Annotated in this window: 12 protein-coding genes; 6 read left to right on the forward strand and 6 right to left on the reverse strand. The window is 72.0% G+C overall.

The genetic code is table 11. The annotated features are described in order from the left end of the window. Positions 1–51: 51 nt before the first annotated feature. Positions 52–1,896, reverse strand: coding sequence for an ABC transporter ATP-binding protein (locus tag HW445_RS07635; RefSeq protein WP_180220262.1), 1,845 nt, complete (start codon positions 1,894–1,896; stop codon positions 52–54). A 178-nt stretch (positions 1,897–2,074) separates the two neighbouring features. Here HW445_RS07635 and HW445_RS07640 point away from each other — a divergent pair, with 178 nt between their 5' ends. The 3 genes from HW445_RS07640 to HW445_RS07650 all read left to right on the forward strand — a co-directional run bounded on the left by HW445_RS07640 (position 2,075) and on the right by HW445_RS07650 (position 3,381). Further along, entirely contained in the window at positions 2,075–2,533 is a 459-nt protein-coding gene (locus HW445_RS07640; protein WP_180220263.1) for a MarR family winged helix-turn-helix transcriptional regulator, read from the forward strand. Positions 2,534–2,638: 105 nt separating this feature from the next. Beyond that, positions 2,639–3,103, forward strand: a complete 465-nt coding sequence (locus tag HW445_RS07645) for a DUF5709 domain-containing protein (RefSeq protein WP_180220264.1) — start codon at positions 2,639–2,641, stop codon at positions 3,101–3,103. Between the two features lie 5 nt (positions 3,104–3,108). Then, a complete protein-coding gene (locus tag HW445_RS07650; RefSeq protein WP_180220265.1) occupies positions 3,109–3,381 on the forward strand; it encodes a type B 50S ribosomal protein L31 in 273 nt (90 codons plus the stop codon). Positions 3,382–3,509: 128 nt separating this feature from the next. Here the strand turns inward: HW445_RS07650 and HW445_RS07655 are convergent, their stop codons facing one another. From HW445_RS07655 to HW445_RS07665, 3 genes are all read right to left on the reverse strand, one after another. Beyond that, positions 3,510–4,175 carry a DUF6518 family protein gene (locus HW445_RS07655; RefSeq protein ID WP_180220266.1) on the reverse strand — a complete coding sequence of 222 codons (666 nt, stop codon included), beginning with the start codon at positions 4,173–4,175 and terminating at the stop codon, positions 3,510–3,512. A gap of 164 nt (positions 4,176–4,339) precedes the next feature. After that, positions 4,340–5,302, reverse strand: coding sequence for a YihY/virulence factor BrkB family protein (locus HW445_RS07660; RefSeq protein WP_180220267.1), 963 nt, complete (start codon positions 5,300–5,302; stop codon positions 4,340–4,342). A 97-nt stretch (positions 5,303–5,399) separates the two neighbouring features. After that, a complete protein-coding gene (locus HW445_RS07665; protein ID WP_180220268.1) occupies positions 5,400–6,194 on the reverse strand; it encodes a metal-dependent hydrolase in 795 nt (264 codons plus the stop codon). Between the two features lie 122 nt (positions 6,195–6,316). Here HW445_RS07665 and HW445_RS07670 point away from each other — a divergent pair, with 122 nt between their 5' ends. The 3 genes from HW445_RS07670 (at position 6,317) to HW445_RS07680 (ending at position 10,319) form a co-directional block, all read left to right on the forward strand. After that, the gene (locus HW445_RS07670; protein ID WP_180220269.1) at positions 6,317–8,830 is read left to right on the forward strand and encodes an RNA helicase; all 2,514 of its coding nucleotides are present in this window, start codon (positions 6,317–6,319) and stop codon (positions 8,828–8,830) included. Positions 8,831–8,961: 131 nt separating this feature from the next. Beyond that, positions 8,962–9,828, forward strand: coding sequence for an acyl-CoA thioesterase II (locus tag HW445_RS07675; RefSeq protein WP_180220270.1), 867 nt, complete (start codon positions 8,962–8,964; stop codon positions 9,826–9,828). Between the two features lie 62 nt (positions 9,829–9,890). Further along, positions 9,891–10,319 carry a PPOX class F420-dependent oxidoreductase gene (locus HW445_RS07680; protein ID WP_180220271.1) on the forward strand — a complete coding sequence of 143 codons (429 nt, stop codon included), beginning with the start codon at positions 9,891–9,893 and terminating at the stop codon, positions 10,317–10,319. 107 nt (positions 10,320–10,426) lie between these two features. Here the strand turns inward: HW445_RS07680 and HW445_RS07685 are convergent, their stop codons facing one another. Continuing rightward, positions 10,427–11,059: an ATP/GTP-binding protein gene (locus tag HW445_RS07685; RefSeq protein ID WP_180220272.1), complete on the reverse strand. Its 633-nt coding sequence runs from the start codon at positions 11,057–11,059 to the stop codon at positions 10,427–10,429. Positions 11,060–11,226: 167 nt separating this feature from the next. Beyond that, a complete protein-coding gene (locus tag HW445_RS07690) occupies positions 11,227–11,568 on the reverse strand; it encodes a DUF742 domain-containing protein (protein WP_257230915.1) in 342 nt (113 codons plus the stop codon). Positions 11,569–11,570: the final 2 nt, after the last annotated feature.

Raw genomic sequence — 11,570 nt, forward strand, 5'->3', positions numbered from 1 at the left:
CACAGGCACGGCATGCCACCGGCACGGGGCACCGCACGCCACGCGGCGCCGTCACCCCCCGGCCGCCTCCAGGCGCGTGTCACGGCGGACCAGCGCGGCGTAACGCCCGTCGAGGTGGAGGAGTTCCTCGTGGGTGCCCCGCTCGACCACGCGGCCACGGTCGAGGACGACGATCTGGTCGGCGCCGCGGACCGTGGAGAGCCGGTGCGCGATGGTGATGGTCGTGCGGTTGGCGGAGAGCGCGTCGATCGCCTCCTGCACCGCCCGCTCCGTGCGGGTGTCGAGCGCGCTGGTCGCCTCGTCGAGGAGGAGGACCGGCGGATCGCGCAGGATGGTGCGGGCGATGGCGAGCCGCTGCTTCTCGCCGCCGGAGAAGCGGTGGCCGCGCTCGCCGACCACCGTGTCGTAGCCGTCGGGCAGCGACATGATGTGGTCGTGGATCTGCGCGGCGCGCGCAGCCGCGTGCAGTTCCTCCACGGTGGCGTCCGGTTTGGCGAAGCGGAGGTTGTCGGCGACCGAGGCGTGGAAGAGGTAGGTCTCCTGGGAGACCACGCCCACCGCGCGGGCCAGGCTGTCGAAGTCCAGGTCGCGGACGTCCACGCCGTCGAGGGTGACCCGGCCGCCGGTGACGTCGTAGAGCCTCGGCACCAGGTGCCCAAGCGTGGACTTGCCCGCACCGGTGGTGCCGACCACGGCGAGGCTTCCGCCCGCGGGGACGTCGATGTCGACCCCGGTGAGCACGGGGGTGCCGCGGTCACCGCGCTCACCGCGGTTGTCGCCGCCCTCGCCCGCGCCGCCGTCGTAGCGGAACTCGACGTTCTCGAAGCGCACCTCGCCCTTGGCCCGGTCCAGGCTCACCGGGTCCTCCCGCTCGGTGATGTCCACCGGGAGGTCGAGGTACTCGAAGATGCGCTGGAAGAGGGCGAGCGAGGTCTGGATCTGGACGCCGGTGGACAGCAGGCTGACGGTCGGACGGAACAGGCCCTGCTGGAGCGAGGTGAAGGCGACCAGGGTGCCCAGGGAGACGCCGGGGCCGCCGAGGTGGAGGGCGAGACCGGCCGTCCAGTAGATCAGGGCGGGCATGGCGGACATGACGATGCCGATGACGGCCATCCGCCACCGGCCGGCCATGTTGGACCGGACCTCGAGGTCGACCAGCTTCTCCGACTCGTCGGCGAACGACCGGGTGAGGGAGTCGGCACGCCCCATGGTGCGGCCCAGCAGGATGCCGCTCACCGACAGCGACTCGGTGACCGTCGCCGCCATCACGGCCATCTGCTTCTGCCGATGGGTGGTGATCTTCTTGCGCTCGTCGCCGACCCGGCGGCTGATCCAGACGAAGACCGGCAGCAGCAGGAGGGACACGACGGTGAGCCGCCAGTCCAGCGCCAGCATGGCCACCACCGTGGCGATGACGCCGGTGAGGTTGGAGACCAGCGAGGTGACCGTCGAGGTGACGGTGGCCTGCATGCCGCCGATGTCGTTGGCGATGCGGGACTGGACCTCGCCGGTGCGGGTGCGGGTGAAGAAGGCCAGGGACATGCGCTGAAGACGCCCGTAGACGGACGTCCGCAGGTCGTGCATCACCCGTTGCCCCACGGTGGTGGAGATCAGGGTCTGCAGCACGCCGAAGACGCCGCCGAGCACGGCGCTGACGATCATGCCGAGGACCAGGAGGCTCAGCAGGCCCGTGCGCTGCTGCGGGAGGGCCACGTCGAGGATCTCGCGGAGCAGGAAGGGACTCGCCACCGAGACCAGCGAGGAGGCCCCGACCAGAACGGCGACCACGGCGAGGCGGCCCCGGTAGGGGCGGAAGAGCCGCAGGATGCGGCGCACCTGCCGCGGCCGGGTCGGGTCGGCCGGTGGCGGGGTCCAGTCGATTCGGTCGGGACGCATGGGCTCCTTCGGGGCTGTGTCCTTCGGGGGCGGGGGACTGTGGGGGAACGGGCGGAACGGGGGGGGACGGGGGGACCAGGGGGACGAGACGGGGCGATGCGGGACGATGCGCGATTTCAGAGCTTAGCTCATTGTTACCCATGCTCACAATGAACCTTGTTCCTGATATCGTTCCGGCATGACGCTTCCCGACTCCGACGGGCTCCTCGCCGAGCAGTTGCTGCGCCTCACCCGCCGCGTCCACCGCATTCAGAAGCGCCATCTGGAGCAGCGGGGCATGGCCATCACGCCGGCCCAGTCCCGGGCGCTGCGCGCGCTCGCCCCGTACGCCGCGCCGCCGCGGATGGCGGATCTGGCGGAGCGGCTGGAAGTCGTGCCCCGGGCCGTGACGACGCTGGTCGACGGGCTGGAGGCGAGCGGCCGGGTGCGCCGTGTGCCGGACCCGGACAACCGCCGGGTGACCCGGATCGAGCTGACCGACGAGGGCCGGGCCGCGTTGCGGGAGCTGCGGGCGGCCCGCCGTGCGGCGGCGGAGGATATCCTGGAGCCGCTCTCCCGCGACCAGCGCGAAGTGCTCGGCGGCCTGCTGAACACGCTGATCGACGGCTCCCCCTCGGGCCGCCCCGGCCCGGCCTGAGCGCGGCCGCCCGGTCGTCCCGTCGCCACCCGCGCGGTTTGCGCCGCACCCGGCCCCGGTGGACGCTGGACAGTGTGAGCGGCCGCCAGGCAGCGGGAGGTACTCGTGGGCATCGCCGACGGACCCGGGGACGACGTCTACCAGCCCGACGCGTCCGAGATCCAGGACGACTCGGGGCTCCTCGACGTCGAGGACACGCTGGAGACGGACGACGTCGACGACCCGCTGGACCGCGGCTGGTCCCCGCCGGAGAAACCCTGGGGCGTGGAGCGGACCGGGGAGACGGCGGCCGAGCGGCACCAGGGCGAGTCCCTGGACGAGCGGCTGGCCAAGGAGCTGCCGGACGCTCCGGACCTGGGGCTGGACGGCGACGGCATCGGCGACACCGTCGGCACCGACGGGGAAGTGAGGGACTCCGAGGTCGGCGCGGTCCGTGCGGGGCGGCTGGTCGCTCCCGACGAGGGCCTGCGCAGGGACGAGGAGGCGGTTCTGGCCGCGCGTGACGTGGGCATCGACGGAGCGGCCGCCTCCGCGGAGGAAGCGGCCGTCCATGTGATCGACGAGGAGTGACGACCGTGCAGCAGGACAAGCATCCCGAGTACCGTCCGGTGGTCTTCCGCGACCGGGCGGCCGGCTACGCGTTTCTCACCAGGTCGACGGCGGACAGTGACCGGACGATCGAGTGGGACGACGGGCAGACGTACCCGGTCATCGACGTGGAGATCTCCTCGGAGAGCCACCCGTTCTACACCGGCAAGGCCCGGACGGTGGACACCGAGGGCCGCGTCGCGCGCTTCGAGCGCCGCTACGGCGGGGGGACGGGGGAAGGCGGCGCCGGCACGGCCTAGGTGACGACCGCGGCACACCGCCGGTCCGTCGCCGCGGAGGTCTCCGTCACGCGGAGGTCCGCCAGGTGACGGACCTGCCCGTGCCCGTGCTCGGCGCGCCGAGCACGGCGTCCGGTGGGCGGTTCTCGTCAGAGAAGGAAGGCGGCGTTGATGAGCCACCCCGCACCGATGGCGGCCCCCGCGCCGACGACCAGTGCGAGGAGCGCGTGAGCCCGGTCCCGCGCACCGCGTACGCCGACGAGGGGGAGGACGACGCCCACGACGAGGTAGCACCAGCCCGCGGTCGTTCCCGGACCGCTGTTCGACTGGGCGTCGGTCGCGAGCCACAGGAAGTTGAGGCCTTCCATGATCCAGACCGATCCCGTGACTCCGGCCGCCGAGGTCCTGACGTAACGGCGGTCGTCGTCGCGGAGCGCCGCCGCCGCGCCGAGGACGGGGCCGGCGACCACACCGGCGACGGTCCAGATCACCACCGCGGACATGCCGGCCGCGAAGCCGCGCAGCTCGGAGGTCACGTAGTAGCCGGCCACGAGGCCTGCCTGGGAGAGCATGCCCGCGCACGCCGCCCTGGGCCAGTGACCGGCGGCGCGAAGACCGACGAGGAAGGCGACCATGGTCCACGGCGCCGCCGAGTTGACGAGCGCGTGCCACCCCCCGGTGAGAACGCTCTGGCCGAAGGAGGTCGCCGCTCCCCCCGCCAGTCCGACGGCCACGGCGGCCGCGCACAGCACCCAGGGCCGGGCGGGGGCGGCGGCGAGGGCGGGCGCCCGTCTCGAGGACTCGGTCACGGTCACGGATGCGTCTCCCCCTGATCACTTCTTGCTCACCGCGGCACCGCGAACGGGAACGCGGCTCGCCCCACGGTGACCCCACCCTATCCGGGCGGGCCGGGCGGGCCGGGCGGGGAACCTGCTCCCGGACAGGGCCGGCGGGCGCCGTCCGAGACCCTGGACGGGACTCAGTCGCCGGGGCCCGGGTCGGGCCGGACCGCCGTGTGCAGACCGGCCCGGGCCGCTTCGAGCTGGGCGGCGAAGGCGATGCCGAGGAACAGGGCGATGCCGGTGAGGTTCGCCCACAGCAGCAGCGCGATGAAGGCGGTGAGGGGTCCGTAGACCGCGCCGAAGCCTCCGCTGTTGCTGACGTACAGCTCCAGGAGCGCGGTCGCCGTGACCCATATGACCAGGTGGACGGCGGAACCGAGCGCCAGCCAGGTGTAACCGGGCTGGCGGCGACGGGGTGACCAGCGGAAGATCACGGCCGAGGCGGTCCAGGCGAGCAGCAGTCCCAGTGGGATGTCCAGCGGCGCCCACCACCGCTCGCCGCCCGGCAGGCCGAGGGACTCGGCGACCGCCCCGGCCACCGCGTCGCCCGTGACCAGGACGAGGAAGCCCAGCACCATGGGCAGCCCGGCCGCCCCGGCGAGCACCACGGCCCGCCCGTACTTGTGCGTCGCCGGCCGGTCGCGTTCGACGCCGTAGATGCGGTTGGCGCCGCGCTCGATCTGCCCCATCGCGGAGGCGAGGTTGACCACCGCGAACACCAGGCCCAGCACCAGTGCCAGGTTGCTCCACACGCCGCCGTCGGCGGTGCGCCGGGTGCCCTCCAGGACGTCGCGGACGATGTCGGCGCTGTCGCCCGGGACGATCCGCCGAAGGGTGAGTTCGATGACCCGCCCGATGTCCTCGGTGTGCGCCGACGTGGCGAGCCCCACCAGCGTGGCGGTGAACGGCACCACGCCGACGACGATCTGGAAGGCCAGGGCCCGGGCGTTGGTGAAGCCGTCGGCGTAGCGGAAGCGGCTGAACGAGTCGGTGAGCAGCTGGAAGCCGCCGTACTTCCGGAGGGCGGTCAGCGCCTCGTCGCCGGAGAGTTCCTCCCCGAGCATGTCCCGGGTCTGCGGGACGTGGACGACGGTTCCCATGGTGTGAGCTCTCCTCGGACTGCGGGCGGCGGGGCGTTCCCCCTCCTCATGCCCCGCGGCCCCGCTCCCACCGCCGGTCCCCCGCCGCCGGAGGGCCTCAGATGTAGCCGAGCGCCGACGCGGCGGCCGCACCGCCGAGGAGCATGAAGCCCGGCATCAGGACCCGGACCTCCACCCAGCTGCCGGCGCGGAAGCGCATGCCCTTCGGCGGGCCCAGCGGGTACCACCGCTTGCGGCCTATCGGGATGGGCCACAGGACGGGGCAGCCGGAGACGGTGAGCGCGTCCCCGATGCAGTGGACCAGCGCCCCCAGGACGATCGGCAGGCCCAGCCACAGGTACTCCTGGCCCGGCCCGTCGAACAGCCAGGTGGAGCCGTTGCCCGGCTTGTCGAGGACGCCCGCGACGATCCACGAGCTGGTGGCGGCCAGCAGCCAGACCAGCACGTCGGCGCTGGAGCCGCGGGTGGCCCGCCACAGCAGGCCCTCGATGGCCAGCACCATGTGGACGAAGAGGATGAAGAGCACGCCCCAGCGGTCGCCCAGCGTGGCGATCGCCGCCGAGCCGGCGCCGATCAGCAGCGCCCACACCCAGGTGTGCGTCAGGGTGCGGTGGCCGCCGGAGCGTCGCGGGTCACCGGGTTTCCTCGTCGACTTGTAGACCGCGTACGACAGCTTGTCGACGATCTCGCAGATCCACTTGGAGACCGGCCCGAAGGCCCGCGAGATGGTGGCCGCCTTGTGGTCGAGGTCGGGGGCGAGGGCCGCGCCGGCGCAGATCAGGGCTCCCGCCAGCAGCACGGGCCAGGGCATCGGCTCGCCCCAGGCGGCCGCCGCCGCGCCGACACCGAGCCAGGCGGCCGCGCCCGACAGTGAATGTGCTGGTCCCATCATGGCGTTGCCCGCCCCGTTCCACGTTGTGCCGCTGTTCAGTTCGGCGGTCAGCGTAGCGGTGTCGATCTTCGATTGGTGATCCGATTCCCTGATCGTGACCTGGTCCGGGCAAGATGGGGGGTGTGACCCTCATCGATCAGTTGCCGCAGACCGCCGATCCCGACGCCCTCTACGAAGCCTTCGAGTCGTGGGCCCAGGACCGGGGCCTCACGCTCTATCCCCACCAGGAGGAGGCGCTGATCGAGGTCGTCTCCGGGGCGAACGTGATCGTCTCGACGCCCACCGGGTCGGGCAAGAGCATGATCGCGGCGGCGGCCCACTTCGCGGCGCTCGCCCGCGACGAGGTCACGTTCTACACGGCGCCGATCAAGGCCCTGGTCTCCGAGAAGTTCTTCGAGCTCTGCAAGATCTTCGGCACCGAGAACGTCGGCATGCTGACCGGCGACGCGTCCGTGAACGCGGACGCGCCGGTGATCTGCTGCACCGCGGAGGTGCTGGCGTCCATCGCGCTGCGTGACGGCAGGAACGCCGACGTCGGCCAGGTGGTGATGGACGAGTTCCACTTCTACGCCGAGGCGGACCGCGGCTGGGCGTGGCAGATCCCGCTGCTGGAGCTGCCGCAGGCGCAGTTCGTGCTGATGTCGGCGACGCTCGGCGACGTCTCGATGTTCGAGAAGGACCTCACCCGGCGCACCGGGCGGCCGACCGCGGTGGTCCGTTCGGCGACCCGGCCGGTGCCGCTGTCGTACGACTTCAAATACACGCCGCTGACCGAGACGCTGACCGAGCTGCTGGAGACCCGGCAGGCGCCGGTCTACATCGTGCACTTCACCCAGGCGCAGGCGGTGGAGCGTGCGCAGGCGCTGATGAGCATCAACATGTGCTCCAAGGAGGAGAAGGAGAAGATCGCCGACCTGATCGGCAACTTCCGCTTCACCACCAAGTTCGGCCGCAACCTCTCCCGTTACGTCCGGCACGGCATCGGCGTGCACCACGCCGGCATGCTGCCCAAGTACCGGCGTCTGGTGGAGAAGCTGGCGCAGGCGGGTCTGCTGAAGGTCATCTGCGGCACCGACACCCTCGGCGTGGGCGTCAACGTGCCCATCCGCACGGTGCTGTTCACGGCGCTGACCAAGTACGACGGCAACCGGGTGCGCACCCTGCGGGCGCGTGAGTTCCACCAGATCGCGGGCCGGGCGGGGCGCGCCGGCTTCGACACCGCGGGCTTCGTGGTGGCGCAGGCGCCGGAGCACGTCATCGAGAACGAGAAGGCGCTGGCCAAGGCGGGGGACGACCCGAAGAAGCGCCGCAAGGTGGTGCGCAAGAAGGCTCCGGAGGGCTTCGTCGGCTGGACCGAGAACACCTTCGAGAAGCTGATCGCCTCCGACCCCGAGCCGCTGACCTCGCGTTTCCGGGTCACCCACGCGATGCTGCTGTCGGTGATCGCCCGCCCGGGCAACGCCTTCGACGCCATGCGCCGGCTGCTGGAGGACAACCACGAGCCGCGCAAGGCGCAGTTGCGGCACATCCGCCGGGCCATCGCCATCTACCGGTCGCTGCTGGACGGCGGCATCGTGGAGAAGCTGGACGCCCCGGACGCCGAGGGCCGCATCGTCCGGCTGACGGTCGACCTCCAGCAGGACTTCGCGCTCAACCAGCCGCTGTCCACCTTCGCGCTGGCCGCGTTCGAGCTGCTGGACCCCGAATCGCCGTCGTACGCCCTGGACATGGTGTCGGTGGTGGAGTCCACGCTGGACGACCCCCGGCAGATCCTGCACGCGCAGCAGAACAAGGCACGCGGCGAGGTGGTCGCGCAGCTGAAGGCGGACGGGGTCGAGTACGAGGAGCGGATGGAACGGCTCCAGGAGGTCAGCCACCCCAAGCCGCTGGAGGAGATCCTCTTCCACGCCTACAACACGTACCGCAAGAGCCACCCCTGGGTCAGCGACTATCCGCTGTCGCCCAAGTCGGTGGTCCGCGACATGTACGAACGGGCGCTCACCTTCACGGAGTTCGTCTCCCTCTACGAGCTGGCCCGCACCGAGGGCATCGTGCTGCGCTACCTGGCGAGTGCCTACAAGGCCTTGGAGCACACCGTCCCCGACGACCTGAAGTCCGAGGATCTGCAGGATCTGATCGCCTGGCTGGGCGAGATGGTCCGTCAGGTCGACTCCAGCCTGCTCGACGAGTGGGAGCAGCTGGCCAACCCCGAGGTGATGACCGCGGAGGAGGCGCAGGAGAGGGCCGACCAGGTCAAGCCGGTCACCGCCAACGCCCGCGCCTTCCGGGTGCTGGTGCGCAACGCGATGTTCCGCCGGGTGGAGCTGGCCGCCCTCGACCAGGTCGGGGAACTCGGCGAGATGGACGCCGAGTCGGGCTGGGACGCGGACCGCTGGGGCGAGGCGATGGACGCCTACTGGGACGAGTACGAGGACCTCGGAACGGGTCCCGACGCCCGCGGGCCGCGCCTGTTGATGATCGAGGAGGACGCCGAGCACGGTCTGTGGCGGGTCCGCCAGGCGTTCGCCGACCCGAACGGCGACCATGACTGGGGCATCAGCGCCGAGATCGACCTCGCGGCGTCCGACGCCGAGGGCCGCGCGGTCGTCCGGGTCACCGACGTCGGCCAGCTGTGACCTCCGCCGCCGCGCGGCGGGCCCCGGCGGCCCGCGGCGGCACCCGGCGGATGCGCGACACGTGAGGCGCGAGACGCGAGACGTGAAGCGCGAGACGTGACGGACGTGGGACAGGAGAGAAGAGACCCCTCATGACGAATCCAGCGGAGGGCCTGGTCGGCCTGCTCGACCTCGAGCAGATCGAGGTCAACATCTTCCGGGGACGCAGCCCCGACGAGTCCCTGCAGCGTGTCTTCGGCGGGCAGGTCGCCGGCCAGGCGCTGGTCGCGGCCGGACGGACCGTGGAGCAGGACCGGCCGGTGCACTCGCTGCACGCCTACTTCCTGCGGCCGGGGCGGCCCGGCGTGCCGATCGTGTACCAGGTGGAGCGGGTCCGCGACGGGCGTTCGTTCACCACCCGCCGGGTCACCGCGGTGCAGCAGGGCCGGACGATCTTCAATCTGACGGCCTCGTTCCACCTGCCGGAGGAGGGGCCGTTCACGCACCAGCTTCCGCCGGCCCGCGAGATGCCGGACCCGGAGTCGCTGCCGACGGTCGCCGAGGAGATCCGCGAACACCTGGGCGCGCTGCCGGAGCAGCTGGAGCGGATGGCGCGCCGCCAGCCCTTCGACATCCGGTACGTGGACCGGATGCGGTGGACGGCCGAGGAGGTCTCGGAGGCGGAGCCGCGCAGCGCGGTGTGGATGCGCGCGGTGGGCCCGCTGGGCGACGACCCGCTGGTGCACACCTGTGCGCTGACCTACGCGAGCGACATGACGCTGCTGGACGCGGTGCGGCTGCCGGTCGAACCGCTGTGGGGCCCGCGCAACTTCGACATGGCCTCGCTGGACCACGCCATGTGGTTCCACCGGCCGTTCCGGGCGGACGACTGGCTGCTGTACGACCAGGAGTCCCCGATCGCCGTCGGCGGGCGCGGCCTGGCCCGGGGGCGCATCTACGACCGTGAGGGCCGGCTGGTGGTCTCGGTGGTGCAGGAGGGTCTCTTCCGGGCCCTGTGACGGCGGGGCGCCCCGGCGCAACCCCGGTGGCCGTCGTGACCGGGTGTGCCGAGGATGGGGTCATGGCGCACAAGATGACCGACCAGGAATGGCGGACGTTCGTCACCGCCGGGACACGCACCGGGAAGCTGGCCACCACCCGGGCCGACGGTTCGCCGCACGTCGCCCCCGTCTGGTTCGTGCTGGACGGGGACGAGGTGGTGCTGACCACCGGCGCGGAGACCGTGAAGGGCCGCAACCTGGCCCGGGACAGCCGGGTCGCCCTCTGCGTGGACGACGAACGGCCCCCGTTCTCCTTCGTCTCCCTGACGTGCCGGGCCCGGCTCGACGAGGATCTGGACCAGGTACGGCACTGGGCCACGCGGATCGCCGCCCGCTACATGGGCGAGGAACGGGCCGGGCAGTACGGCGCGCGCAACGCCGTGCCGGGTGAGCTGCTGGTGCGGCTCTCCGTCGACCGGGTCAGCGCGGTCGCCGATCTCGCCGACTGACGGCCGTCCTCCCCGCGCCGCTCTCGTCGCGCCGCCCGCATAGCGCCGCCGTCGGCGGCACGCCATCGACCCACCGCCGTCAACCCACCGCCGTCAACCCACCGCCGTCAGCCCACCGAGTCCAGCATCCGCGCGGTGTGCATCCGCCCCGCGTGTTCCACCAGGCGGATCAGCACCTCCTTGCCGGACTCCCGCCGACGGGCGTCGCAGAGCACCACGGGCGTGCCGGGGTCCAGGTCGAGGGCGACGGAGACCTCGGCGGGCGTGTAGGACCGCGCCCCCTCGAAGCAGTTGACGGCCACCACGAACGGGATGCTGCGGTGCTCGAAGTAGTCCACGGCGGGGAAGCAGTCCTCGAGCCGCCGGGTGTCGGCGAGCACCACGGCGCCCAGCGCACCCTGGGCGAGCTCGTCCCACAGGAACCAGAAGCGGTCCTGGCCTGGGGTACCGAAGAGGTACAGCGAGAGCCCGGCCCGGATGGTGATCCGGCCGAAGTCCATGGCGACGGTCGTGGTGGTCTTCTGGTCGACGCCCGAGATGTCGTCGACGCCCCGGCCCGCCTCGGTGAGCAGTTCTTCGGTGCGCAGCGGCCGGATCTCGCTGACGGCGCCGACCAGGGTCGTCTTGCCGACGCCGAAACCGCCTGCCACGAGGATCTTCAGCGCCAGCGGGTTCGAGGCGTCCGTGGTGGCGGCACCCATCGTCCCGCCGGAGGTGGGGTCCGTCTGCTGGGGGGCCATCGATCACTTCTCTCGGGTGTCACGGGCGAGCGGTTCGCCGCGGGAGGTCGGTCACTGTCAGGTGGGTCGGCGGGCGGTGCGGGCACAGCTGGCAGCCTTCTGGCTGCTGACAGCATCCATCAGCTCACCGGATCATAGAACTCACGCGTCCCGACGACATCGTTCAGTCACAGTGCGCGCAGACCGGCGATCACCTCACGCAGCACGCGTTCGTCCGGCAGCTGGGCGGGCGGTACCGGGCGGCTGACCGTGACGCAGCCGAGCTCCAGCAGATCGCCCAGGAGCACGCGGACCACGCCGACGGGCAGGTCGGCCCCGGCCGCGAGTTCCGCGACCGACTGGGTCTCGGTGCGGCACAGTTCGGCCAGCAGCCGGTGCTCCGGCCCCAGGGCGGCCGCAGCGTCCGGCGGGGCCTGCGGGTCCACGTCGACCAGGGCGATCAGGTCGAAGCCGTCTCCCGACGGGCCGGGGCTGGTGCGGCCGCCGGTCATCGCGTAGGGGCGGACCAGCG

Origin of the sequence: Streptomyces sp. UH6 (assembly GCF_013421635.1) — a bacterium.
GTDB lineage: Bacteria > Actinomycetota > Actinomycetes > Streptomycetales > Streptomycetaceae > Streptomyces > Streptomyces abyssomicinicus.

Excerpts from the sequence above, each read along its gene's own strand:
- HW445_RS07635 (WP_180220262.1), bottom strand. The coding sequence starts at position 1,896 with ATGCGTCCCGACCGAATCGACTGGACCCCGCCACCGGCCGACCCGACC.
- HW445_RS07640 (WP_180220263.1), top strand. The coding sequence starts at position 2,075 with ATGACGCTTCCCGACTCCGACGGGCTCCTCGCCGAGCAGTTGCTGCGC.
- HW445_RS07660 (WP_180220267.1), bottom strand. The coding sequence starts at position 5,302 with ATGGGAACCGTCGTCCACGTCCCGCAGACCCGGGACATGCTCGGGGAG.
- HW445_RS07665 (WP_180220268.1), bottom strand. The coding sequence starts at position 6,194 with ATGATGGGACCAGCACATTCACTGTCGGGCGCGGCCGCCTGGCTCGGT.
- HW445_RS07675 (WP_180220270.1), top strand. The coding sequence starts at position 8,962 with ATGACGAATCCAGCGGAGGGCCTGGTCGGCCTGCTCGACCTCGAGCAG.
- HW445_RS07680 (WP_180220271.1), top strand. The coding sequence starts at position 9,891 with ATGGCGCACAAGATGACCGACCAGGAATGGCGGACGTTCGTCACCGCC.
- HW445_RS07685 (WP_180220272.1), bottom strand. The coding sequence starts at position 11,059 with ATGGCCCCCCAGCAGACGGACCCCACCTCCGGCGGGACGATGGGTGCC.